The organism is Caballeronia sp. PC1 (assembly GCF_021353155.1).
In the GTDB taxonomy this organism is placed as follows: Bacteria; Pseudomonadota; Gammaproteobacteria; order Burkholderiales; family Burkholderiaceae; genus Caballeronia; species Caballeronia cordobensis.
The window spans coordinates 1,601,959-1,625,906 of record NZ_JAJUBH010000002.1; the positions used below are offsets into that span (position 1 = coordinate 1,601,959).

Below are 23,948 nucleotides of genomic sequence, written 5' to 3' on the forward strand. Positions count from 1 at the left end.
GAGTGTCCGAATGGCCGAAATCGTCGATATCGCGCGCGGTGCGCTGAATGCGCAACCGTTCAGCGCCTTGCTTGGAACCAAACTGATGCAGGTCGATTCAGCGAGCCTCACGCTGTGCCTGCCGATCAGGGACGAGCTGAGGCAGCAACACGGTTTCGTGCACGGCGGGGTGGTGAGCTATCTCGTGGACAACGCGCTGACTTTCGCGGGCGCGCTGCGGCTCGGGCCGAAGGTCGTCACCGGAGAATACAAGATCAACTATCTGCGCCCGGCCGTCTCCGGCACGCTGATGGCGCGGGCGCGCGTCGTCCATGCGGGCCTCACGCAGGCCACCTGTCAGTGCGATGTATTCGTCACCGACGGCGGCGCCGAGCGGCTCGTCGCGGTCGCGCAGGGCACGATCACGCGGATCGTCGACAGCGCTGCCGCGGAGCCGGTTTATCACGCCTGAGCGCCATCACGGCCGATGCGTCATTCGATCGACGCGTCGCAGGTCCGGTCGAATGAACGTACCTTGACGGCGCGCTCCAGGGCCGCGAGCCGTTGCAATGTCACGAGGCCCAGCAGGGCGAGCGCGAGTCCGAGCATGAAGTCCGCGCGCACGCCCGCGCGATCGACGATCGTGCCGCCCACCGCCGAGCCGGCGGCGATCGCCACCTGAATGATGCTCACGAACATGGCGGAGCCGGCTTCCGGCGCATCCGCCGTCCCGCGCTGAATCCAGACGCTGAAGCATAGCGGCAGCGCGCCGAACGCGACGCCCCACAGCAGCATCCCGGCCGTTTCGCCGATGCCCGAATGTTCGAGCAGCAGCATCGACGACAGGGCCGCGAGCAGCAACAGGACCATCGCGGCGACGGATTTCTTGAGATGGTCCGAGACGATCATCGACATCAGCGCGTTGGAGAAGAAGCCTATGAGGCCGAACCCGAAGAGCAGGAAGGTGATCGCGCTCAGCGAAAAGTCCTGTTCGAGCAGCGGTGCGATGTAGGTGTACGTCGAGAAATGCGCGCCGAAGACGAGCGCGACCATCAGCAGGCTCAGGCGCGTATGAGACCGGCCGAGCAGCGTCCTGAAACTGGCCAGGCGCAACGCCGATGCCGACGGCAGCGACGGCACGAGTAGCACCTGTGCGACGAACGCCACCGCGACCAGCCCCGCCGTGGCCGCGAACGACGCGCGCCATGATGCGAACGACGCGATAAACGTCCCGAGCGGCACGCCGATGACGGTGGCGAAGGTCACGCCGGTGAGGATGGTGGCGGTCGCCTTGGCCGCGTCCCTGGCCTGCACGAGTCGCGGCGCGGCCGCGGTGGCGAGCGTCCAGAAGCCGCCCAGCGCGGCGCCGAGCAAGGCGCGTCCGACGAGCATGACCGGAAGGTTCGTCGCGATCGCGCACACGATGTTCGCGATCAGCAGCACCGCGGTCAGCATCAGGAAGACGTATCGGCGGTCCATGCGCCCGGCGCTGACGATGAGCGTCGGCGCGAAGATCGCGGCCATGACGCCCGGAATCGTGACCATGAGGCCCGCGACGCCATTCGACACGTCGAGGTCGTGCGCGATTTGCGGCAGCAATCCAACGGGCAGGAACTCGGCTGTCACGAACGCGAACGCGCTCACCGCCACCGCAATGACCGAAAGCCACTGACGCACGGACGTTGACATGCCCGCCGACGACGCTGGCGTTGCTGGTGTATCGATATGCATGATGAATTGATGCTGGATTCAGGCCTGACACTCTAGGCCGCGTTGCGCTTCGGAAAAAGCGCCGCGACTTGAACAGAGTTGCCGGTGTGGCCGAACAATGTGATGCGGTTCAGTTTTCGCGCTGAACGCTGGAGAGCTAGAGAAGCCCGCGCGCTTGTGCAGCGGCGGGCCTTTGAAGCAGAAATGACGCGGTTTATTGCGCCGCGACGGTCTTCTGTTGCTGCTCGCCGAGGCCCTGAATGCCGAGGCGCACCGTCTGTCCCGCTTTCAGGTAGACGGCGTTCGGCTTCACGCCCATGCCGACGCCCGGCGGCGTGCCCGTCGAAATGACATCGCCCGGCTGCAGGCTCATCACCTTCGACAGATACGCGACCAGTTGCGCGACCGTGAAGACCATGGTCTTCGTGTTGCCATTCTGATAGCGCTTGCCGTCGACTTCGAGCCACAGATCGAGCTTCTGCGGATCGGCGATTTCGTCCTTCGTGACGAGCCAGGGACCGATCGGGCCGAACGTGTCGAAGCCCTTGCCCTTGTCCCATTGCGTGCCGTGTTCGAGCTGCCACTCGCGCTCGGAAACGTCGTTGATCACGCAATAGCCCGCGACGTAATCGAGCGCGTTGGCTTCATCGATGTACTTGGCTTCTTTGCCGATCACCACGCCCAGTTCGACTTCCCAGTCGGTCTTGACCGAGTTGCGCGGAATTTCGACATTGTCGTTCGGGCCGCAGATCGCGCTCGTCCATTTGTTGAAGATGACCGGCTCGGTCGGCACGGGCAGATTCGATTCCGCCGCGTGGTCCGCGTAGTTCAGCCCGATGCACACCATCTTGCCGACGCGCCCCACACACGGCCCGATGCGCGGATTGCCATCGACCACGGGCAGCGTCGCGACATCCACACCGCGCAGTTTCGCCAGGCCCGCTTCGGTCAGCGTCGCGCCGGCGATGTCATCCACGACCTTCGACAGGTCGCGAATCTGGCCCTCGGCGTCGAGCAGACCCGGTTTTTCCTGACCCTTGGGGCCGTAACGAAGCAGCTTCATCTGGTTTGATCTCCTGTTTCGAAAAGATTGAGCGATCGGTCAGTTGGACCAGCCGCCATCGATTATATGAATCTGGCCCGTCGTGAACGACGATTCGTCCGAGCCAAGATAAAGCGCCAGCGCGGCGATTTCTTCGGCACGGCCGACGCGGCCCATCGGCTGACGCGCGACGAACGCGGCCTGAATCTGCTCGACGCTCGCGCCCTGCGCTTTCGCCTGCTCGGCGATGCGGTCCTTGAGCGACGGCGATTCCACCGTGCCGGGACAGATCGCGTTGCAGCGCACGCCGCGCGTGACGAAATCGGCGGCGACGGACTTGGTGAGACCGATCACGGCCGCCTTCGACGCGCCATACACGAAGCGGTTCGCCACGCCCTTCACGCTCGACGCCGCCGACGACATGTTGATGATCGAGCCGCCGCCCTTCTCCAGCATTTTCGGCAAGAATGCGCGGATCGTCCGGTACATCGCCTTTGCGTTCAGGTCGAAGGCGAAATCCCAGTCTTCCTCGCTCGCCTCGAGAATCGAGCCGGCGTGCACAAAGCCCGCGCAGTTGAACAGCACGTCGATCGGGCCGATTTCGTCGGCGAGCGCATTGATCGCCTGCGCGTCGCGCACGTCGAGCCGCTTCACTTCGAACGGCTTGCCTTCGAGCGATTCCGTGCGAATGTCGGTTGCGATGACGCGCGCGCCCTCTTTCGCGAAAAGCTCGGCCGTCGCGAGGCCGATGCCTTGTCCCGCCGCCGTGATGAGCGCCGTCTTGCCTGCCAGTCTTTGTACCATCTACTGCTCCAGTCGAATGTGTTTTTGAGACATGCCGGGTATAGCAGCCGATCAAATACGATAGAACGCGCGGGCGTTTCCGCCGAAAATCGCGTCCTGATCGGCTTTTTCGAGATGCGACGTGAGGTTTTGGGCGGTGGCGTGCCAGTCGCGGTAGTTTCCGTTCAGGTTCAACACCGGCCAGTCGCTGCCCCACATCAGACGTTGCGGTCCGAAATGTTCGAGAAGATGCGCGACGTAAGGTTTTAAGGTTTCGTCGCGCCAGTTTTCCTTCGATTCCGTCGCCAGACCGGAAAGTTTGCAGCGAAGGTTTTGCGGTAATGCGGCGAGTTGCACGATGCCGTCGGCCCAGGGTTGCCAGCCTTCGGCGCCATCGCGGATCGGCGGTTTCGCGCCATGATCGACGACGATCCTGAGCTTCGGATAGCGCCCCGCGAACGTCACGATCGACGGAACATGCCGCGCAAAAATCAGCGCGTCGAAGGCGAGATCGAGATCGATCAGCCGTTCGACGGCGTCCGCGCGCGGCGCGTGTTCGATCCACGCATCGTCGGGCAAATCCTGCAGCATCGGGCGCACGGCCTTGAACTTCGGCTCGCGGGCGAATTCGTCGATGATCGATGCCGCATCGGTCGAATCGAGCGGCACCCAGCCGACGACGCCCGCGATCGAATCGTCGGCGCGGGCGAGATCGAGCAAGTAACGCGTTTCGTCGACGGTCGGCGCGGCTTGCACAACGACTGTCCGTTCTATGCCGGTTGCCTTGCGCAGCGGTGCGAGATCGTCCGGGCCGAAGACGCGATACAGCGGCTTCATCTCCGGCGTGAGCCAGCCATAATCGCCGCGCGCCGGGTCCCAGTAGTGCTGGTGCGCATCAATGTTCATCGCGGCACCGGCGCACTCGCATGAAGCAGGCCTTCGGCGCGCAACGCGTCCCACAGCGCGGACGGAACCGGCGTCGCGAACGATGCCGCGTTCTCGCGCAGTTCGCCGGGCGTGCGCGCGCCCATCAGCACTGTGGCCACGACTTTATGCGCATAAGGAAACTGGATGGCCGCCGTCGAAAGCGCGACGCCATGTTCGCGGCACACGCGCTCCAGCTTGCCGACGCGTTCGACGACCTCTTTCGGCGCGTCGCCGTAATTGAACTTGAGGTCGCCGTGCGCGTTCGTATCGAGACCGCGCGCGAGAATGCCCGAGTTGAACGCGCCGCCGAGCAAGATGCTCACGCCGCGCTTCTCGCATTCGGGCAATAGATCGTCGAGGGTATTTTGTTCGAGCAGCGTGTAGCGGCCCGCGAGCAGCGCGCAATCGATATCGAATTCCGCCATCGCTTCCTGCACCGCCGCGCCTTCGTTCACGCCGAGGCCGACCGCTTTCACGCCGCGCGATTGCTTCAGCTCTTCGAGCGCGCGAAATCCGCCTTCATCGACCAGTTGCTTCCAGTAATGCGCGTTCGCATCGCCGTGCGTGACGCGGCCGATATCGTGAATCAGCACGATATCGATATCGATCATGCCGAGCCGCATCTGGCTGTCCTCGAAAGAACGCAGAATGCCGTCGTAGCTGTAGTCGTAGATCGCCTGGAACGGCAGCGGCGCGGCCCAGCCTTCGCTGCCGTCGTAGGGCATCGTGCGCGGAACGAAGCGCCGGCCCACTTTGGTCGAGAGCACGAAGTCGCCGCGCGGATAGTGCCGCAACGCATCGCCGAGACGATGTTCCGCCTTCGTGTGGCCGTAATGCGGCGCGGTATCGAAAAAGCGGATGCCGGCCTGCCACGCCGCATCGACGGTGGCGCGCGCCTCGTCTTCCGTCAGTTCGTGATACAGCCCGCCGAGCGGCGCGGTGCCGAGCGACAGCGCCGTGACGTCGAGCGCGGTGCGGCCGATCTTGCGCCGGCGGGAAACTGCCTCTTGCGTTCCTGCGGTCATCTGCAAACCTCGAATGATTTTTAGATGGCGAAACTCAAGCCGCCACAGTAACGCGTCGCGCGCTGACCGGCAAACACGCCGGGCCGACCGGCTCGAAGGTTTTGTAAGTCAGGATGAATTCCTGATGCCCGAGCGACTCGGATTTCGACGCCGCGCCCGCCGCCACCGCGAGCGTGACGTCGACGATCTCGCGGCCTACTTCGTCGAGCGTCGCGCGGCCTTCGAGGATGCGGCCGGCGTCGACGTCCATGTCGCCGGACAGGTTGCGATAGGTGTTCGGATTCGCGCAGACCTTGATAACCGGCGAGATCGCCGAGCCGACCACCGAACCGCGCCCGGTCGTGAACAGGATGACGTGACAGCCGCACGCGATCAGCTCGCCGATCTCCGCGTTGTCGCTGATGTTCGGAAAGCCGAAGCGCGGTTCGCCGTCCGGAACGACATCGAGCAGATAAAGCCCGCCGGTCGGCGGCACGTCGCCGGGCTTGATAATGCCGACAATCGGCGATGCCCCGCTCTTCGAGTACGCGCCGAGCGATTTCTCTTCCTGCGTCGTCAGCCCGCCATCCGCGTTGCCGACCGAGAACGAGCCGTGGCCCATCGTCGTGTAATAGCGCGCGGCTTTTTGCACGCATTCGACGATCGCGTCGCCGAGTTCGGGCCGCGCCGCGCGCCGCTTCATATGGAACTCGCAGCCGACGAGCTCGCCCGTTTCCTCGAAGATGCACGACGCGCCCGCATCGATGAACGCATCGAACGCGCGGCCCACCGCCGGATTCGCCGTGATGCCGCTCGTGCCGTCGGAGCCGCCGCAGATCGTGCCGACGATCAGTTCGTCGAGCGCCATCGGCACTTTGGGTTGCGCGGCGAGCGTCGCGCGCGCCTCGCGCACCCAGTCGAGCCCGTTCTGGATCGTGCTGCGCGTGCCGCCTTTCTCCTGAATCGTCAGCACGGCGGCGGGGCGGCCGCTCGCGCGCACGACATCGGCGAGATAGTGCTTGTTCATGCTTTCGCAGCCGAGCGACACGAACAGCACCGCGCCGACATTCGGATGCGTGCAGATGCGCTCCAGCATCTTTTCCGCGTAACTATTCGGATAGCAACCCGGAAAGCCGATCAGATGCACGGGCGGTGCGTCATCGTGCGCGGCGGCATCGAAATCGTCGAACGAAGGACGAAACTGCGCGACGATCTCGCGCGCAACGTGATGCGCGCATTCGACGAGATACGCCACCGCGACGACATTGCGGATTCCTTTGCGGCCATCCGTGCGGAGATAGCCTTGCAGTACGGAAGTGTTCATGGAAGTGTTCAGTGCTGCACGTAGGCGTGTCCGGCGTCGTGCGTGTAAGTGGGAATGTAGTCGCTGTCCAGATTGTGCGTATGCAGATGCTCGCCGCACGCCACATCGACATTGACGTGACCGATGATCGCGCCGTAGCGCAGCACCTTGTCGTCCTTCGACAGCGCGCGCCGCGCGATCTTGTGCGCGAGTTCGATGGTCGTCGCGAGCGTGACCGGCGCGCCTTCGATCATCAGCGTTTCGCCCGCCGGCAAACGCGCGGCGGCGATCAGGCAGTTGTCTTCCGGGCTCAGCAGAATGAGGCGCGGATCGGTGTTTCCTTGCATGTGTGTCTCTCAGTTTTGCGCTTCGCCACCCGCGAGCCGCGCCACCATCAACGAGCCGAGGATGATCGCGCCATAGATCGCCTGGATCCAGAACGACGGAACTTGCGCAAGTGTCAGCAGGTTTTGCACGACGCCCAACAGCAAAACGCCTGACAGTGCGCCAAGCATCGTGCCCTTGCCGCCGTCGAGCGAAATGCCGCCGATGACCGCCGCAGCGAACACCGTGAAGATCATCCCGTTGCCCTGATTCGCGTTGATCGCGCCGACGTAGCCCGTGACGATCAGGCCGCCGATCGACGCGAGCACGCTGCCCAGCACGAACACGCCCCACGTAATGCGTTCGACGCGAATGCCCGCCGCGCGCGCCGCTTCCGGATTGCCGCCGATCGCATAGAGCGCGCGGCCGAGGCGGTGATAGCGCAGCATGAACGCCGCAACCGCGAACGCCACCGCCGCGAGCCAGACCGAGAGCGGCAGGCCGAGCACGAGCGTCGTTGCGAGCGTGAAGAAGGACGGCGGCATGTCGAACAGCGTGCCGCCTTTGGTCGCGCCGACGAGCATGCCGCGCAGCACGATCAGCATCGCGAGCGTGACGATGAACGCGTTCAGCCGCAGCCGCACGACCAGAAAGCCGTTGACGAAACCGACCAGCGCGCCCACGACGACGATCGCCGCAAGCCCGGCCGCCGCGGGCCATTCGGGTCCGAAGCCCGATGAGGCCGCGGGCATCACGAGCATCGCGCCGACAGCGGGCGCGATGCCGACCGTCGATTCCAGTGACAGGTCGAACTTGCCCGTCAGCACGATCAGCGATTCGGCGAGCACGACGAGCGCGAGCGCCGCCGACGCGCCGAGAATGCTGATCAGGTTGGCCTGCGTCAGAAAGCTCGGGCTGACGAACGCGCCGATCGCGAGCAGCAACGCAAGCGCGGGCACGAGCGCGAGATCGCGAAAACGCGCGAGCTCGATGCGCGGGCGCTGCCTTTGCATCGGCACGCCGGCCATCGCGGGACTGGAAACGTCATGCTTCATGGAGACTCACTCCTTCGACGGATGCGATGAGTTCATGGTCCTGCCATCCGGCAGGAAATTCGGCGGCGATCGCGCCTCGGAACATGACGAGCACGCGGTCGCAGGTGCGCAGGTCGTCGAGCTCGCCGGACACGACGAGCACCGCCTTGCCTTCCTCGCGCACGCGTTCGACGACGCCGAGCAGCGCTTCCTTCGATTTCACGTCGACGCCCGCGGTCGGATCGATGAGCACGAGCACGTTCGGATCGGTGGCGAGCGCGCGGGCCATCACGACCTTCTGCTGATTGCCGCCCGACAGGCCTGACACTTCGTGGTCGGGTCCAGGTGTCTTGATGCCGAGCGCGGCGATCATGCGGCGTCCGAAGGCGTTTTTCTTCGCGGGCGTGGCGATTCCGAAACGGCCGAGCGTGCGCGCGATGGTCATCGAGGCGTTTTCTGCGACGGATTGCGACAGCACCAGACCCTCGCGATGACGGTCCTTCGGCACACAACCGACGCCGTTCGCGAGCGCGGCGGGCACATCGCCGGGTGGCAGCGCGCGGCCATCGACGCGGATTGCGCCACTCTTCTGCGCCTTCAAACCGGCGATAGCTTCCGCCACGCTCGTGCGGCCGCTCGTCGTCGCGCCCGTCAGGCCGATGACTTCGCCGCGCCGCACCTGGAAGCCGACGCCGGCGTAGTCGTCGCCGCAAAGGTCGGACACGGACAGCGCGATCGGCGCATCGGCGGGCAAAGGCGCACGCGCGGCGGCATCGGCGACGGCGAGACCGCCCTGCTCGCCCGTCATCGCTTCGATCAGCTTGTCGCGCGGCAACACCGAGACCGGCGCGCTGACGATGTGCCGCGCATCGCGCAGTACGGTCACCGCCTGACAGATTTCGTACACTTCCTGCAAGTGATGGGAAATGAACAGGAAAGTGACGCCTTCTGTCTGCAACTCTTCGATACGCCTAAAGAGACGCTTGATCTCTTCGCCGTCCAGCTGTGCAGTCGGTTCGTCGAGAATGATGAAGCGCGCGCCGTACGACAGCGCCCGCGCGATCTCGACGAGTTGCCGTGCCTCGACGGTCAGATCGCCGGCGCGCGCGTCCTCGCGCACGTCGATCTTCCAGTGATCGAGCAGCGCGCGGGCGTCGCGGCGCATCGCGCGCCAGTCGATCACGCCGCCACGCCGATGTTGCCGGTTGATGAAGAGGTTCTCGGCCACCGACAACTCGCGGATGATCGTCGAATGCTGGTAGACGCACGCGACGCGCTCGCGCCACGCATCGCGGTCCGCGAGCGGCGGCGCGGGCTGGCCGCCGAAGCGGATCTCGCCGGCGTCGGGCTTGCGCAGGCCGGTGAGCATCGACACGAGCGTCGATTTGCCCGCGCCGTTGCGCCCGACGAGCGCGTGGGACTCGCCGGGCAGCACACGCATCGTGACGTCGGCGAGCGCGGCGGTAGAGCCGTAACGCTTGGTCAGGCCGAGCGCTTCAACGACGGGCGCGCTCATTTGACGGTATTGCCCCAGAGGGACTTGTCGTCGACGTTGGTCTTCGTCACGAGCGGCGCGGGCAACTGATCTTCGAGAATGCCGGGCGCGCGCTGAACGATGGTGCTGCCGTGATCGGTCGGACCGGGCTTGAAGGTCTGTCCGGCGAGCGCCGCCTTGATATAGAAGAGGCCGTACTTCGCGTAAAGATCGGCGGGCTGGGAAATGGTCGCGTCGATTTCGCCGCGGCGGATCGCGTCATATTCCTGCGGAATGCCGTCGTTGCTCACGATCACGATGTGCTTCGGATCGCCCGCCTTGAAGAGCATTTGCTTGCGGCGCAGCGTCTGAAGCGTCGGCGACAGATAGACGCCGCCTGCCTGCATGTAGATCGCCTTCACATCGGGATTCGCGGTCAGCAGACTGTCGAGCGCCGTCGCGGCGGCGTCGCCCTTCCACGCGGCCGGAATCTCGAGCAGGCTCAGCGACGGATATTTCTTCAGGCACTCGCGAAACGCCTCCGACCGGTCGCGGCCGTTCACCGACGCCAGATCGCCCATGATCTGCACGACCTTGCCCGACTTCACATGTTCGCCGATGTATTCGCACGACTTCGTGCCGTACGCGCGGTTGTCGGCGCGCACGACCATCGCGACCTTGCCCTGCGTCGGCGCGACATCGACCGCAACGACCGGCACGCTCTTCGCCGACGACGCATCGAGCGCGCGGCTGATCGCCGCCGAATCCAGCGGCCCGACGACGATGCCCTTCGCGCCCAGGTTCAGCAGGTTGTTCATGTCGGTGATCTGCTGCGCGGGATCGCCGTTCGAATTGACGGGCGCGAGGATGTCGAGGCCCATGTCCTTCGCATATTTCGGCAGGTAGTTGTTGTACGACTGCCAGAACGGCGAAGTCAGCAGCGGCAGACCCAGGCCGACTTTGCCGCTATCGGCGGCGTTGGCGAGGCCCATCGTGCTGACCGTGGCGATGGCGACGGCGAGCGTCTTGGTGAACTTCATGCGTTGTCTCCTGAATACGTGCTGTTCTTCGTGACTGCCACGTGGGGGTGCTGCGGGAAACTTTTGATGCATATATTCATCAGTGAACATATTATTCATATACGCACAATTCGAAGTCAAGAACGACCGACGACGAGGCGATCGGTAATTTCCCTAGCCTGGTTTTCGCCGGCGGCATCGGCGTTCACTGACAAAAGGCTTAAACTCGGCGCCAACTCATGAATCGACCCAGACTGCACATGGATGTTGAAGACAACGATGCCGATCGCTATCGCGCGCCCGCGCTCGACAAGGGACTCGATATCCTCGAATTGCTGTCCGAGCAGAAATCGGGGCTGACGCGCGCGGAAATCACGAAAATGCTCGGGCGCAATGCGAGCGAGATGTATCGGATGCTGGAGCGGCTCGTCGCGCGCCAATATGTGGTGCGTTCGCCGGAGGGCGATCGTTATTCGCTGAGCCTCAAGCTCTATGCGCTTGCGCATCGACATCCGCCGATGAATCGCCTGATCGCCGAGGCGCTGCCCGTCATGCAGCGTTTCGCCGACGCTGCCGAACAATCGGTGCATCTCGCCGTCTACGATCGCGGCAATCTGCTCGTCATCGCTCAAGTGGACGGGCCCGGAACCTGGGGCATCTCGGTGCGGCTCGGTTCGCGCGTCGGATTGATCGACACTGGCTCGGGCCGTGTGATGCTCGCTTTTCAAACCGGCGAACAGCGCGAGCACATGCTCGCCGAACATACGAAGGTCAAAGGCGAACTTGCGCTCGATCGCGCGGTGCTGGATGCCGACTACCGGCAGATCTGCGAAATCGGCTATTCGAAGAAAGACAGTCAGCAGACCTTCGGCGTGACGGACGTGACGTTTCCGCTGCTCGGACCGTCGGGGCAGGCGATCGCCGCCCTCACCTGTCCTTACATGCGCCGCATCGATGAATACGTTGCGCCGTCCATCGATGACGTCACTGCGCTGCTGAAGGACGCCGCCGCGTCGCTTTCGATGATGCACGACTGACCGTCGTGCGTTGCGCGCGTTAGAATAGCGGCCCTCTCAAAATGGCGGCGCGCCGTAATTCCGCGTGGCCGCATTCAATCCGACGCATTCCCCGATGGCGAAACTCCTTTCCGACTCCGAATTCCTCCGCTTCAGCGAACTTCAGCAAAAGCAGGCGAACTTCACGATCACGTCCGACGAAGCCGATGAACTGCGCGAGATCGTCGCGCGTGCGCAGAAAAAGCGCGACGATCGCGCGGCCGCAATGCAGGCAATCGAAGCCCATATTGCGCAGTTCGATATCACGCCGGACGAACTTTTTTCGGCCGAGCAAATCGGCGATGCGGCGCGTACCTTTGGCTTGATTCCGGCCGCAAAGAAAGAACGCACGCTGCCGCCGCAACTGACGCACAACGGAAAGCCCTATCAATGGACTTCGCGTGCGCTGCCCGATGAGATTCGTGTGCCGCTGTTCGAAGCGTTCACGTCGGGGCAATCGGTGAAGCCGTTCATCGCAACGCTGAAGGACACGTCGCGCTGCGCGTTGACCATCGCGCGGCTCGAGAAGGAGACAGGCGCTACGTACACCGAAGCGTTGCTCGACGAGCTTGCGTTGTCGCGTGCTCACGTCGATGAAGCGCTGGGTAAGCTGGCAGCGTGACGCGAGGGGTTCACCGGGACTTTATGCGCATAAAGCCGGACGGCTCCGCCGCCTCCGACTTTATGCGCGTAAAGTCGAAGGCGACGGCGTCTCGCACAGTCGCAATCTGAAGCCGACGACGCCCGGGTCTTCGGTCTTCGTCAACTCGAAACCCTTGCTGCGCGCCAGCGCGATCATGCCGGCGTTCTCGCGCAGCGCCTCGCCAATCATCCAGCGCGTGCCGCGCTTCGTCGCATACTCGATGATGCGCGATAGCAGAAGCGCTCCCAATCCCTTTCCCTTCATATCCGAACGCGCGGCTACCGCGAATTCGGCGGTCTCATTGTCGGGATCGGCGATCGCGCGGGCTACACCGAGCGTTTCGTTCATGCCGTCACCGTTCGCCCGCGTCACGATCAACGCCATCTCGCGGTCATAGTCGATCTGCGTCATGCGCGCGAGTTGAGAATGATCGAAGCTGCGCACTGCGCCGAAGAAGCGCAGGCGCAAGTCCTCGGCGGTATTCGCCGCAACGAACGCAGCATGCGCCTCTTCGTCTTCGGGACGAATCGGACGCACGGTGATGCGCATACCGCGCCAGTCGAGCGTCTCTTCGAGGCAGCGCGGATACGGCACGATCGCGAGAGGCTTGCGATGCGCGCCGAGTGTAAGTTGCGGTTCGTGAACGGCAACCGAATCGCGCGTCACGCGCAGGATGAGCCGCAAGGCAACGATTTCTTCGATATAACAAACGAGTTGCGACAGCGCCGTCAGCGAATTGAGCAGCGAGTCGGCGGGCAATTCGCGTGAGCGCGGCGACCGCATGACGAGATCGCGCGCCAGCGTGGGATTGAGCGGCGGCAATGCGAACTCGTGAAGGGCGTCGGCGAGCCCGAGCGCGCCTTCCGCTTTGAACTCGAACACCGGACCGAATACGCGATGGTTGAGCAGGCGAGTCTGAATTTCGACGGCATCGCTGGTCAGCGAGTCCGGCGGTCCTGGCTTCACCGTGATGCCGAAGCGGGCAAGCACACGCGCCGCACGTTCACGGTTCAATTCCGCGACGCCGTTTTCGAGCGCATCTCGAATGTCGCGTTGCGCGGCATTGATGTCTTCGGGTATGTCGGCGGGAAGCCCGTCGGGCGTCTGCATCAATAACTCGCGCCCTTGCCGAAAATCGACGAGACGCGCGAATCCGCGCGCGAGCCGATGCGGTGTCGTATGCACGGGAATGCCGTTCGCGTGCAATTCATCGCGCGTAGCAGCATCGACGCAGCCGAAGAAGCACGCCAGCAATCCTCGATAGGCATGGCGCCGCTCGGCAATCAACGTTCGCGCAACGTCAGCGACGGGCGCGCTGTGAGTCGGCGCATGTACGACGAACACGGTGCCGGTCTCGCGGTGCGACGCTAGTGCTTCGAGCGCTGCGCCGAAATCGGCGGGCGTGGCCGCATCGCCAAGCAGAAGCGGGTTTCCCGCACGCGCGCGGGGCAGCGCGGAGGCAATTGCATCGCGCGCCGCAGTAGGCCATTGCGCGAGGTCATCGCCCGCTGCGCCAAACGCATCCTGCGCGAGTGCCGCGACGCCGCGATCGCTTGTGACGACGGTCGCGACATCGCTCGCCGCGACGCGACCGATGCCGAGCGTTTCGATTTCGTCGAGCAAGTCGTCGAGTGAATCGACGCGCACGAGGCCAGCGCGACGGAAAGCGGCGCCGTAGAGTCGATCGAACGGATCGTCGCGACCGGTTCGAAGCACGAGCACTGGCTTGTTCCGCGCAGCAGCGCGCGCGGCGGACATGAACTTGCGCGCCGATCGCACGGTTTCGACCGCTAGTAGGATTGCGCGCGTCGACGCATCGCTGGCGAGAAAATCGAGGATGTCGCCGGAATCGACATCGGCTTCATCGCCGAGGGCGACGATTCGTGAAAAGCCGAGCCCACGTGCACGCGCCCAGCCGAGCACGCCGTTCGTCAATGCGTTCGATCCGGATACCCAGGCGACGCCGCCCGATTTGACGTTGCACGCGGGCGCGCCGGGGCACGCACCGATGGCGGGCGTCACTACGCCAAGACTGGCGGGACCGACGACGCGCACGAGGAAAGGGCGGGCGGCGGCGAGCGTGCGAGCGGTCCATTCATCGGCGCCTTGCAGATCGTCCTGTCGCGATGCAGATAGCCCACCGCGCGGCGTCGCCTCGCCGACGATCACGACCGCTTTCGTCCCACGGCGACCCAATCGTTCGACGAGATCCGGCCACGTATGCGGTCGCGTGCAGAGCACCGCAATGTTAGGTGCTTCAGGCAGGTCGTCGATATCGGCATAAACCTTCTCACCGCCCAGCGACGCGTGTTTTGGATTGACGGGCCAAAGCGATCCTTCGAAGCCGGCGCATGAAGCACGCGCCCACACCATCTCGCCGATGCTCCCTGCGCGCGATGAGGCGCCGACGACCGCAATCGATTTCGGGGCGAACAGAATGTCCAGGTTGCGAACGGTCATGACAGCTCCGGCACAGGCGGCGATTAGACAGCGCTTAGCATAGGCGATTTTGTTTTGCAGGTGATGACGTCAACGGCAAAGGTTCGTGGCATCGGGCAAGGGCGCGCGCTGTTGCGAAACGGGTTTTCAACGGGGGCCTTCCCGCGAGCGAAATCGCCGCTGACTTTATGCGCATAAAGTCGCGCGGACCACGTTCGTCGAACTGGGTCTAATCGAAAATTCGTGCGACGCACCGACTTTATGCGCATAAAACTAGGCCGAATGGCTAACGCGCGTGATTTGTTGTTATTTTCACTGGAAAAATAGAAATGCCAATGTAGAATTCAACAAACTTTAATTTCGGAGTAAAACGTGGCGGCGGAAATCATAGCGATCACGCAGCAAAAGGGCGGCGTCGGCAAAAGCACGATCGCAATGCATCTCGGTGCAGCCCTTCACGAAAAGAAGAAGCGCGTGCTCGTAGTCGACGCGGATGGACAGAACACGTTGATCCATTGGTCGAGCGCTGCATCGGATGGCGCTAGCGGAATTCCTTTTCCCGTCGTCAATCTTTCTGAAGCGGGTGGGCAGATCCATCGTGAGATCAAGAAGTTCGTCAACGACTATGAGTTCATCGTGGTCGATTGCCCGCCGTCGATTACCGAGAAGGTGTCGGGCGTCGTACTACTCGCGGCGAGTGTCGCGGTGATTCCGACTTCATCGTCGCCGGCTGACTATTGGTCGAGTGTCGGCCTGGTCAAGCTCGTTCAACAAGCGCAGGTGATGAACGAAGACCTGCGCGCCGTCTTCCTTCTGAACAAGACCGAAGAGAAGCGCATGCTCACGCGTGAACTCAAGGTTGCGCTTGAGGAGCTTGGCTTTCCTTTGCTTAAAACGCAGATTCCCACACGCGAGTGCTACAAGCAGGCGATGGCGCTCGGGCAGACCGTTCTGCAGATGAGTGATCGCGGGTCGCGCCTCGCTGCGACGGAGATCCGCGCCGTGGCTGACGAAATCCTCGACATCCTCTCCTGACTTTATGCGCATAAAGGACCCTGAATGAAACCGTCCCAGTTTGCAAAGGGCTTCAAGGCCCGCCCCGATTCGACGAGCAGCGAAAAGCGCACGGCACTTGATCGTCTCAACGCGATCGATGGCATCGTGGATCTTCAGCACGTGGGACAGATCGCGGCGAACGGCCGGTCGAGCGCATTTGTCGCCGACGAGCAAAACGTTAGCGCGACCGATCTCGAGTCCGACGAATATCGGGCGTGGCGACGCGCGAATCGCTATGCAGCGGGGCAAGTGATCGAGCTTCCGCTGAAATCGATCAAGACCAGCCCGTTCAACCCGCGCCATTTCTATCTGAAGTCCTCGATTGCGGAACTGGCCGTCAATCTGGCAAAGCAAGGCCAGCAGCAGGCCATTCACGTCATTCCCGACTACGAGAATCCGGGAACGTTCTTCGTCAGTGATGGAGGGCGTCGCGTCCGAGCACTGAAAGAGGCGAACAAGGAAACCGTCAAGGCGGTGGTCGTCGACCTGCCTATTGGTATTCAAAGCTACAAGCTAGGCTACGACCTGAACGTTCAGCGCGACTCGCAGACCGTATTCGACAATGCCGTGGTCTGGCGCCGCTTCCTCGACGAGCATCACTTTCAGAGTCAACGTGAGCTCGCGGATCATCTGGGCCTCGACGAATCGACGATCGCCGTGGCGTTGTCCATCGCCAAGCTGCCTGAGAACGTCATGCATGAGATGGTCGCGCGGCCGGACCGCTTCGGCTCCAACATGGCCTACCAGATCGCCCGATACCACGCCGCTCGCGGCAGCGACTCCACGCTGCGTCTCATCAACAAGATCACGTCGGACGATCTGAGCACGCGCCAGGTCGCCGATATCGTCAAGGGACGCGCAAGCGCGCAGGACACCCCGAAGACGCCGAGTCGCCAACGCTATGCGCAGCGCCTCGAGATCAAACTCGACGGCGTCGCGGTCGGCGACCTCAAATCGTATGGCGAGGACCGTCTCGAACTGCGCTTGCGCGGCTTGTCGCGCGAAAAGCGTGACGAAATACTGCATCAGATCGAGTCGATGCTTCAGCCCGTCGAGTCGAAGAAGTGAAGTGATAGGCGACCACCGTGCTTTCTTGCGGTGGTCACGACGTCTGCAGCATTAACCCGCGCGCGACTGACTCAATGTGAATGCCAGCAAGTCGCCGTCCGTGGGCTCGCCCCACGTCTTTCGAGCAAGCCAGTCGAAGAACGACGTTTCGGCAAGCTTCGAATCCAGGCCGCGCTTGCGCCAATCGTCGCGCATGTGCGTGCCCAGCCCCGGCAGCACGTCATCCTCGAACGACTGACGTGCGAGCTCCCGTTCTTCCTCACCTTGCTCGTCGTACAGCACGCGCGCTTCCTTGCGACGATAGGCGGAAAATTCGCTCAGCAAGCGAGCCTTGAGATCGTCAGCCGCTGCTGCGGCGGCGCCCGGCACACGTGCCGGCGCGCCCGTTGTCGCAGGCGGCAACGCCTCGACCGGCGGCGCATAGCCCTTCTTGAGCGCGTCCTTGAAAAGCGCCGCGGCGCTTCGGACCGGCGGTAAGGACGTGCTTCGCATCCGTTGCTCGGTCATTTGCAGCGCTGCGCGAATGCGGTTCTCTTCGCTGTCCGCATACAGCGTCTGAGCGTCCTTGAGGGGAATGCCGATCTTGACCATCCGATCGACGAGCGTGCTGTCGAACACGTTCGGATGCTCGTCGAGCGCGAGCATCGGCTGCTTGCGCTCGGTCACGCGGAACTGGATCTCCGCGACGCGCCTTCCCTCGCGATGCTCCACCAACTCGACGAAAATGTTCGTCACCGCGTTCACTTCGGCGATCGCGGGACGCAGATAATCACGCTTGAAGTATTTGTATTCGCGCTTGGCTTCGTCGCCGGCTTCGGTGTCGGGCGTGCCGGAAAGGATCGGCCGCCACCATTCCCAGGTTTCGCGCATCGTCAAATGACTGGGATTGGTGAGATAGCGAACGCAGATTTCGTAGAGCGCGAGGCCCGCGCTGCTGCGCAACTGACTCTGAAACTGCAGGCTCAGACGCGCGTATTGGACCGGATCGAGCAGCTTCTTTTTGATTTTCGGCGCGAAGGAAAATTCGACCCATACCCGGCGGGTCGTCGGGTCTTCCAGAATTTCCGCATCGGCGATCAACGTCGAAATGCCCCACTTCCGGCCCGGCTTCTGGCTCGATGTGCCGGTGCTCCACTCGACCTGCACCGACACCATGCGGCGCAGATGTTCTTTGACGAGCGCAGTATCGTTCGAGTCGAACGCCGAATTCGCGACGATGTCCGAAAGCAGCGCACGGTACGTGTCACCGGATTCATCGGCTTGCTGGGCGACCGCGAGCAGCACATTGAAGAGCTTTCGGGTCAGCAGCGTGATTTTGCCGCTTTTGGGCTGGATCGCGATGGCCTCGACCGCCTTGCGCAATTCCGCCGAGCTCGGGCTGACAACGTCGGTTTTCTTTGCGCGCTTGGTGGCCATGCGATGGTCGGGATCGATATTGCGACGAAGGATACCGACTGGGGTGAACCGCGTCTATAGGGGTGTCTTCACCGTCGTACGGTGATACGGAACTCATCGCACAGGCTCACTGCGGTGCGCTCCCGTAAACCCTCACCACTCACCGATCGACGCCATCTCATATTTGCAGTATCCGCGCGGGTAAACGGATTGCGCGATGTTTTCGCGTATTCCACGACGCTTTGAGAGCGTCCCGAAAACCCTCACCGCAAAATTTTTTTGGCCTAGGGAATGACGTGTTGCACATGAGAGACAACGCGACAGCGAGCCAGTCCTGTCACTTTAGGAGGTCACCGCTGCCCTCCCATCGATTGAATCGATCACGCGCACGTTGGCGACATGCGCGACTCCCCGAAAAGCCTCACCTTTCACGCCATCGAGGCTGCACAATCAGGCTGCGCGCCGGCTGAACCTAGCCTTGTTGAGGCGTAATAGTCCCGTAAAACCTCACCGATACGGCTTTCATCGCTATATTTCGCGCCCTGAAAAGCCTTATCCGTGCCCTCCCGCAAATACTCACCTTTGCGCGTCGCTGTGGAGAAGTCTCAGTCTATCAGGCACTTATCTCGCTTTCTTAGCGTCGCTCCGAGTAAGCGGATTCCCGTAAATGCTCACCGTGCGACTTCAGGGCCCGGCGCCCGCGCTTATTGGCTGCTCCCGAATTTACTCACCGATGGCGAAGGTGCCGAAAGAAAACACTGACTAACTGGCTGTTTTATCGAGGATTTTGTGGCGAGGCGCTTTCGGACATTTGGCGCCGCGCGATCTGCTCGTAGAAGGTGTTCCCGAAGATGCTCACCTTTCCATAACTCGCTAGGCACGAAGGGAAGCGGAAGTGGCACTCTCTCGGCCCCCGAAAAACCTCACCTCAGGCCTAAGACTGGCAATAAATCCAAGGCGAAGCGTCGAACTGGCCGGCGCAAAACGTCCGTCGACGGCTATTACGCCCCGAAAAAGCTCACCTTTGGCCGTGCGGAACGCACCGCTTTTGGGAAATCCCGCTCACAGCGCCCGAAAAGCCTCACCCTACGAACCGATTCTGCCCCGGAGAATCTCACCAATCGGTAAAAACAACCGAAATTGATTGATAAAAGACCCCTCCGCCGTGATCCCGAATGATCTCACCTTCAAGAGCCAGGGGCGGTCCGGTCCACCCCCATCAGTCAACGCGATCAGCAAACAGACGTCCCGAAAACGCTCACCTTAGCATTACGGACTGTCCCCGAATCCGCTCACGATGCTTCCCGCGAGTCCTCACCAAGCGCCCCGAAGCTCATCACCGATGTCTCCCGGAGAGCTTCACCATAGGTCCCGGACAATCTCACCTAGCATCCCGCAAACCCTTGTGGGACAAGGCTTCCGCCTGGCGTTAACTGTTTTTAAAGGGATTCAAGGGTGTTTACTTCTAATACTCTCAAGTGACGATGTGTCTTCCGATAAGACTCCATCCAACAGTGAGCTCGTGAAACAAGCACATTTAGCTCGAATCAGACTAAAATCTTAGCAAAATCAAGCGTTTGCCAAAGCAAGCTAAGGATGTTTCACGGAAATCCCTTCGGCGCGTAAGCAAATGGCTTCTAGACGCATCAAATGCGGTCATGGAGATGTCCGACCAGCTAGACCGATGTTATTCGTAACGCATGACACGTAAAACGTTATGATTGTCACGTTAAAACTGCCGCAGCCTCAGCATGGAACATAATATTCGCGAAGCCTTACGTCAGGAACTCGACGTAATGCGGTCCGCCGGCGCACGGCGGCAGGATCTTTCGCAGCACACATGTAAGCGCCTTTTCTTTGACTTGGGCATCCGCCCTTCGGTAACGATCGTCCGCGAATTCACGCAAACAGGCAGCGCGAGCGACATTCCGAAAGACATCGAAGCATTCTGGGCCGGCTTGCGTTCATCGTTGCGCCAGCGGATCGACACTGGCGCGATCCCGGCGTCATTGCAGGAGCGCGCCGGCGAATTATTGGGTGAGCTATACAACGAGGCACAACGCCAGGCGCGCGCTTCCCTAACCGACGACAAAACTCGTCTTGACGCCACGCTCGCATCGGCGCAGGCCCAGATCCACGAGGCCGATATTCGTCGCGAGGCTATCGAGCAGGCTCATCAGCGCGCAGAGGCGCGCGCCGAAGCCGGCGCGGCCCGGATCGCGGCACTCGAAGCGGAACTGAAGGCGCTGCGCGATCAGGGATCGGAGGCTCACGCGGGCTTGCGCGAGGTCATCGAACGCTGGGAAAAGGAAAGCGAGGCGCTGTCGGTGCGCCTTCGCGAGGAACAGGCTTCGACGGCGCGACTTCGCGACCGTGTCGATGAACTGCAGAGCGATCTGCGTCAGAACACGGAACACTACGCCCAGCAGATCAAGGACGCCGTCAAGGAAGCCGAGCGGCGCGTACGGCCGATGCTGGTGGAGCTCGATTCCCTGCGCGGCATGGCCGCCACCTATCAGGCGGGCGCTCGCGACGCGAGTCAGAAAGAATTCGATTTCATTCAACAACTTAGCGCCGCCAGAAGTCGTGCTGACCGGCTCGAATCGCAAGTTCGGGAGCAGTCGGACGAGATCGATGCACTCATTCGCGAACGCGATGCGCAACGGGTGCAGTCCGGCGCGAGCGCCGAAGTCGGCGCGTTGATCGTGTCGATGGCCGCGGAGGGACGCCTGAGCGCCGCCGAAATCGCCGCTCTGGGCACGCAGCTCGATGCGCATGTCGCCGCACCCGCCGTTTGCCCTGCCTGCGAACTCGCGGAACCCGAGTTGCAGCGTCACGAAGACGAGTATGAACTGTCCTGCCCGAATTGCGAGCGAACCTCGGGCGCGGTGTCGTCGAAGCTCGCGGCTGTCGAAGGGTTCAATCGATCCGCTCGTGCCGACGTCCTCTGATCGGATCGCAGCGCATCAAAGGTGAGTGTTTTCGGGACCGTCGATCGGGCTCGGCGAGCCTGCGTCTGCAGCCGCGCCGGCGCGCGCTTGCGCAAGATCCCGCTCCCGTATTTGCTCACCCATCCAGTCCTGCCATGCGCGATGCAGACGGTGGACCGAGATCGTCTGCTGGAAACCGAGCCATTGCCCGACGCGATCGGGGTCCGTTCCGTCTTCGAACAGTTCCGCGGCGTAGGTGTTGCGCAAGGTCTGCGGGCTCGCGCGCGCAACGCGCGACGCGGCCATGCCCGACGCCGCCACGACCGCATCGATCGCGCGCAGCATCGTCGCCTTGTGCATGGAGCGACCCGAAGGCGCGGCGGGAAACAGCAGTTCGCCAGCGATACCGGCCGTCTTGCGTTCGCTGATCCAGTTCTCGAGCAACTCGACGGCGAACGGCGCGAGCCGTGCCTGCCGGATCAGCAACGGATTCGATGCATCCACCGTGATGTACGGTGCGCCCGGCGCGTAGCAATCGATCGCCAACTGGGCCGCTTCGCCCGTTTTCACGCCCCCGCCGAGAAAGACGGCGACCAACGCCCGATCGCGCCGCTCACGCCAGCGCTGTCCGGCCGGTAACGCGCCGATCGGCGAGAACAAATGCGCGACGAGCAGCGCGCGTTCGTCGTGCGTCAGAAAGCCGGTCGGTTCGTTGTCGCGCGCCTTGCGCCACGCGGCGTTGCCGTCCTGAGCGATGAAGCGCGCCGGATTCGTCGCCGCCGATTCCACTTCGCGCACGTGATCCAGCACGCGCTCGATCAGCCTCAGATAGCGCATGCGCTGCGGACGCCGGATATCCAGTTGCGCGACAAACTGCTCGATAACGGGACGCTGCACCGTATGCAGCGTCGCACGCTTCGCGCTTAGCCATTCGAGAAAGTTGCCCCACTGCGCACGATACACATCGGCCGATGACGCGCGGAACGCCTGCTGCGCCAGCCACGCGTCGAAAGCGGCGTGCGGATCGGCTTGCCAGTCGGCGCGCTGTTGGTCGAAGAGATCGGAAGTGTTCGGCATGGTGTCGGGAGGCGCATCGCCTACTGTATGGCACTGCGGACAGGGTCGGGCTTCGTGCGACTCACGTCAAGCGAGGGTGTTCATCGAAGTGTCGATAACCGTCTTGCTGGGCGCAGGGTTTGTCGACTACTGTCGTCTATGCGGCTTCCTTCCACCTTCGCGCTCATGCGCATACTGGAGTGAACGATGGCCCAGCAATCCTGGCAGGAACGCCGCGCGATCGGACGCGCTGCGCGCGAGCGCACACCACGGGGCGTGCACGAGGCGATCGGCGATATCGACCGCGATCCCATCGAACTGCTGCGATCGAGCAGCAAAGGGCGCGTCGAAGCGCTCGTTCCGCTGCGCTATGGCCGCATGCTCGTGTCGCCGTTCACGTTTTATCGCGGTAGCGCGATCCTGCAAGCGCACGATCTGGCCGCGACGCCGGACAGCGGCATCGCAATTCAGATTTGCGGCGACTGCCATCTGTCGAATTTCGGCGGGTTCGCGACGCCGGAGCGCGCGCTGATCTTCGATCTCAACGACTTCGACGAAACGGCGCATGGCCCTTGGGAATGGGACGTGAAGCGCCTGGTCGCGAGTTTCACGATCGCCGGGCGTCAACTTGGTCACGGCGATCTTGCGGCCGACGACTTCGCTTTTCTCGCCGCGCGCAGCTATCAGATGCATATGCGCGAGTACGCTGAAATGAGCGTGCTCGATCTCTGGTACGAGCGCATCACGTTCGATCGCATGTACGCCGCCGTGCAGAGCGATGACGCGCGGCGGCGCATCAAGCGCGGCATCGAGCGTGCCTCGCGCCGCACCCACGAGACCATGCTGCCGAAGGTGGCGGATCGAACGGGCGGCACGTGGCGCATCCGCGATGCGCCCCCCGCTGTGTTTCATGTTCGCGGCAAGAACACACTGATCGATAAGAACGACGAATGGATGAAGCTCAAAGGCAGCCGCGAGGAGATTTTTGCGGCGCTCGTGCGGCAGTATGTCGAGACGCTGACGCCCGAGCGCGCACGGCTCTTATCGCAGTTCACGTTACAGGACGTCGCTTTCAAGGTGGTCGGCGTAGGCAGCGTCGGCACGCGCTGCCTCGTTCTGCTGCTTACCGATGCCCACGACCAGCCGCTCTTCCTGCAGATGAAGGAGGCGTCGACATCGGTCGTCGCGCGATACGCGAAGCACGCCAGGGATAAAGACAACGACAAAGACACTCACGATCCCGAACACGACGGTCATCGCGTCGTTCACGGACAGCGCCTCATGCAGGCGGCGACCGACCCGTTTCTTGGCTGGGCGACGGGCCCGCTCGGACGCTCGCTCTACATCCGCCAGTTGCGCGACATGAAAATTTCCGCCGAATTCGAGACCTTCACCGATGACGTTTTTCGCGAGTACGCCGCGATGTGCGGCTGGGCGCTCGCCCGCGCGCACGCTAAATCGGGCGGACGCGCACCGGAGATTTCGGGCTATCTCGGCAACAGCGATCGCATGGCGGAAGTGCTCGTGCGCTACGGACGCAACTATGCGGAGCAGGTGGAAAAGGACTACGAGGTGTTTCGCGCGGCATGCAGGGATGGCAGGCTCGAAGCGCGGTCCGACGCTGACATGTCGGCCGATTTCGCGCCCTGACGATGTCCGTTGCGAGATGAAATGACCTAGGTTCGGCACGCGGATCGCCCGCGTGCC

20 protein-coding genes are annotated in these 23,948 nt (G+C 62.8%); 7 read left to right on the plus strand and 13 right to left on the minus strand.

Translation table 11 applies throughout. The features are described from left to right. Window positions 1-10 precede the first annotated feature (10 nt). Complete coding sequence (locus LY284_RS23370) at window positions 11-451, plus strand: PaaI family thioesterase (RefSeq protein ID WP_045455378.1); 441 nt, start codon at window positions 11-13, stop codon at window positions 449-451. 20 nt (window positions 452-471) lie between these two features. Here LY284_RS23370 and LY284_RS23375 read toward each other — a convergent pair whose 3' ends face one another. From LY284_RS23375 to LY284_RS23420, 10 genes are all read right to left on the minus strand, one after another. Then, a complete protein-coding gene (locus LY284_RS23375) occupies window positions 472-1,710 on the minus strand; it encodes an MFS transporter (protein ID WP_053569692.1) in 1,239 nt (412 codons plus the stop codon). A gap of 193 nt (window positions 1,711-1,903) precedes the next feature. Next, the gene (locus tag LY284_RS23380; protein WP_077159005.1) at window positions 1,904-2,752 is read right to left on the minus strand and encodes an ureidoglycolate lyase; all 849 of its coding nucleotides are present in this window, start codon (window positions 2,750-2,752) and stop codon (window positions 1,904-1,906) included. A 39-nt stretch (window positions 2,753-2,791) separates the two neighbouring features. Further along, window positions 2,792-3,535 carry an SDR family oxidoreductase gene (locus LY284_RS23385; RefSeq protein WP_014251538.1) on the minus strand — a complete coding sequence of 248 codons (744 nt, stop codon included), beginning with the start codon at window positions 3,533-3,535 and terminating at the stop codon, window positions 2,792-2,794. 51 nt (window positions 3,536-3,586) lie between these two features. Further along, complete coding sequence (locus LY284_RS23390) at window positions 3,587-4,420, minus strand: amidohydrolase (RefSeq protein ID WP_233388119.1); 834 nt, start codon at window positions 4,418-4,420, stop codon at window positions 3,587-3,589. Continuing rightward, window positions 4,417-5,466, minus strand: a complete 1,050-nt coding sequence (locus tag LY284_RS23395) for an aldo/keto reductase (protein WP_233388120.1) — start codon at window positions 5,464-5,466, stop codon at window positions 4,417-4,419. The genes LY284_RS23390 and LY284_RS23395 overlap by 4 nt, the downstream gene beginning before the upstream one ends. A gap of 34 nt (window positions 5,467-5,500) precedes the next feature. After that, entirely contained in the window at window positions 5,501-6,769 is a 1,269-nt protein-coding gene (locus tag LY284_RS23400) for a UxaA family hydrolase (protein ID WP_233388121.1), read from the minus strand. An 8-nt stretch (window positions 6,770-6,777) separates the two neighbouring features. Continuing rightward, complete coding sequence (locus LY284_RS23405) at window positions 6,778-7,095, minus strand: UxaA family hydrolase (RefSeq protein WP_014251542.1); 318 nt, start codon at window positions 7,093-7,095, stop codon at window positions 6,778-6,780. Window positions 7,096-7,104: 9 nt separating this feature from the next. Then, window positions 7,105-8,127 (minus strand): ABC transporter permease, encoded by a 1,023-nt coding sequence (locus tag LY284_RS23410; RefSeq protein ID WP_233388122.1) that lies wholly within the window; start codon window positions 8,125-8,127, stop codon window positions 7,105-7,107. Continuing rightward, complete coding sequence (locus LY284_RS23415) at window positions 8,117-9,622, minus strand: sugar ABC transporter ATP-binding protein (protein WP_045455389.1); 1,506 nt, start codon at window positions 9,620-9,622, stop codon at window positions 8,117-8,119. Before LY284_RS23415 ends, LY284_RS23410 begins: the two co-directional genes overlap by 11 nt. Beyond that, complete coding sequence (locus LY284_RS23420; protein ID WP_375294280.1) at window positions 9,619-10,620, minus strand: sugar ABC transporter substrate-binding protein; 1,002 nt, start codon at window positions 10,618-10,620, stop codon at window positions 9,619-9,621. Before LY284_RS23420 ends, LY284_RS23415 begins: the two co-directional genes overlap by 4 nt. A gap of 239 nt (window positions 10,621-10,859) precedes the next feature. Between LY284_RS23420 and LY284_RS23425 the strand changes: the two genes are divergently transcribed. Then, window positions 10,860-11,636 (plus strand): IclR family transcriptional regulator, encoded by a 777-nt coding sequence (locus LY284_RS23425; protein ID WP_053569700.1) that lies wholly within the window; start codon window positions 10,860-10,862, stop codon window positions 11,634-11,636. 94 nt (window positions 11,637-11,730) lie between these two features. Beyond that, window positions 11,731-12,276, plus strand: coding sequence for a hypothetical protein (locus LY284_RS23430; protein WP_233388123.1), 546 nt, complete (start codon window positions 11,731-11,733; stop codon window positions 12,274-12,276). A 60-nt stretch (window positions 12,277-12,336) separates the two neighbouring features. On the opposite strand, the gene LY284_RS23435 is transcribed toward LY284_RS23430, so the two are convergent. Continuing rightward, window positions 12,337-14,757: a GNAT family N-acetyltransferase gene (locus tag LY284_RS23435; RefSeq protein ID WP_233388124.1), complete on the minus strand. Its 2,421-nt coding sequence runs from the start codon at window positions 14,755-14,757 to the stop codon at window positions 12,337-12,339. A 351-nt stretch (window positions 14,758-15,108) separates the two neighbouring features. Between LY284_RS23435 and parA the strand changes: the two genes are divergently transcribed. Both parA and LY284_RS23445 read left to right on the plus strand, forming a co-directional pair. Beyond that, on the plus strand, window positions 15,109-15,771 hold the full coding sequence (parA, locus tag LY284_RS23440) for a ParA family partition ATPase (protein ID WP_045452505.1): 663 nt from the start codon (window positions 15,109-15,111) through the stop codon (window positions 15,769-15,771). A gap of 24 nt (window positions 15,772-15,795) precedes the next feature. Further along, entirely contained in the window at window positions 15,796-16,860 is a 1,065-nt protein-coding gene (locus LY284_RS23445; RefSeq protein ID WP_233388125.1) for a ParB/RepB/Spo0J family partition protein, read from the plus strand. Window positions 16,861-16,911: 51 nt separating this feature from the next. Here the strand turns inward: LY284_RS23445 and LY284_RS23450 are convergent, their stop codons facing one another. After that, a complete protein-coding gene (locus LY284_RS23450) occupies window positions 16,912-18,276 on the minus strand; it encodes a replication initiation protein (RefSeq protein WP_233388126.1) in 1,365 nt (454 codons plus the stop codon). Between the two features lie 1,730 nt (window positions 18,277-20,006). Between LY284_RS23450 and LY284_RS23455 the strand changes: the two genes are divergently transcribed. Continuing rightward, complete coding sequence (locus LY284_RS23455; RefSeq protein ID WP_233388127.1) at window positions 20,007-21,206, plus strand: DNA-binding protein; 1,200 nt, start codon at window positions 20,007-20,009, stop codon at window positions 21,204-21,206. Window positions 21,207-21,221: 15 nt separating this feature from the next. On the opposite strand, the gene LY284_RS23460 is transcribed toward LY284_RS23455, so the two are convergent. Next, window positions 21,222-22,262, minus strand: a complete 1,041-nt coding sequence (locus tag LY284_RS23460) for a tyrosine-type recombinase/integrase (RefSeq protein WP_233388128.1) — start codon at window positions 22,260-22,262, stop codon at window positions 21,222-21,224. A gap of 186 nt (window positions 22,263-22,448) precedes the next feature. Between LY284_RS23460 and LY284_RS23465 the strand changes: the two genes are divergently transcribed. Beyond that, window positions 22,449-23,891: a DUF2252 domain-containing protein gene (locus LY284_RS23465; RefSeq protein ID WP_233388129.1), complete on the plus strand. Its 1,443-nt coding sequence runs from the start codon at window positions 22,449-22,451 to the stop codon at window positions 23,889-23,891. The last annotated feature ends 57 nt before the right edge of the window (window positions 23,892-23,948 follow it).

Excerpts from the sequence above, each read along its gene's own strand:
- LY284_RS23370 (WP_045455378.1), top strand. The coding sequence starts at position 11 with ATGGCCGAAATCGTCGATATCGCGCGCGGTGCGCTGAATGCGCAACCG.
- LY284_RS23375 (WP_053569692.1), bottom strand. The coding sequence starts at position 1,710 with ATGCATATCGATACACCAGCAACGCCAGCGTCGTCGGCGGGCATGTCA.
- LY284_RS23380 (WP_077159005.1), bottom strand. The coding sequence starts at position 2,752 with ATGAAGCTGCTTCGTTACGGCCCCAAGGGTCAGGAAAAACCGGGTCTG.
- LY284_RS23385 (WP_014251538.1), bottom strand. The coding sequence starts at position 3,535 with ATGGTACAAAGACTGGCAGGCAAGACGGCGCTCATCACGGCGGCGGGA.
- LY284_RS23390 (WP_233388119.1), bottom strand. The coding sequence starts at position 4,420 with ATGAACATTGATGCGCACCAGCACTACTGGGACCCGGCGCGCGGCGAT.
- LY284_RS23395 (WP_233388120.1), bottom strand. The coding sequence starts at position 5,466 with ATGACCGCAGGAACGCAAGAGGCAGTTTCCCGCCGGCGCAAGATCGGC.
- LY284_RS23400 (WP_233388121.1), bottom strand. The coding sequence starts at position 6,769 with ATGAACACTTCCGTACTGCAAGGCTATCTCCGCACGGATGGCCGCAAA.
- LY284_RS23405 (WP_014251542.1), bottom strand. The coding sequence starts at position 7,095 with ATGCAAGGAAACACCGATCCGCGCCTCATTCTGCTGAGCCCGGAAGAC.
- LY284_RS23410 (WP_233388122.1), bottom strand. The coding sequence starts at position 8,127 with ATGAAGCATGACGTTTCCAGTCCCGCGATGGCCGGCGTGCCGATGCAA.
- LY284_RS23415 (WP_045455389.1), bottom strand. The coding sequence starts at position 9,622 with ATGAGCGCGCCCGTCGTTGAAGCGCTCGGCCTGACCAAGCGTTACGGC.
- LY284_RS23420 (WP_375294280.1), bottom strand. The coding sequence starts at position 10,620 with ATGAAGTTCACCAAGACGCTCGCCGTCGCCATCGCCACGGTCAGCACG.
- LY284_RS23425 (WP_053569700.1), top strand. The coding sequence starts at position 10,860 with ATGGATGTTGAAGACAACGATGCCGATCGCTATCGCGCGCCCGCGCTC.
- LY284_RS23430 (WP_233388123.1), top strand. The coding sequence starts at position 11,731 with ATGGCGAAACTCCTTTCCGACTCCGAATTCCTCCGCTTCAGCGAACTT.
- LY284_RS23435 (WP_233388124.1), bottom strand. The coding sequence starts at position 14,757 with ATGACCGTTCGCAACCTGGACATTCTGTTCGCCCCGAAATCGATTGCG.
- LY284_RS23445 (WP_233388125.1), top strand. The coding sequence starts at position 15,796 with ATGAAACCGTCCCAGTTTGCAAAGGGCTTCAAGGCCCGCCCCGATTCG.
- LY284_RS23450 (WP_233388126.1), bottom strand. The coding sequence starts at position 18,276 with ATGGCCACCAAGCGCGCAAAGAAAACCGACGTTGTCAGCCCGAGCTCG.
- LY284_RS23455 (WP_233388127.1), top strand. The coding sequence starts at position 20,007 with ATGGAACATAATATTCGCGAAGCCTTACGTCAGGAACTCGACGTAATG.
- LY284_RS23460 (WP_233388128.1), bottom strand. The coding sequence starts at position 22,262 with ATGCCGAACACTTCCGATCTCTTCGACCAACAGCGCGCCGACTGGCAA.
- LY284_RS23465 (WP_233388129.1), top strand. The coding sequence starts at position 22,449 with ATGGCCCAGCAATCCTGGCAGGAACGCCGCGCGATCGGACGCGCTGCG.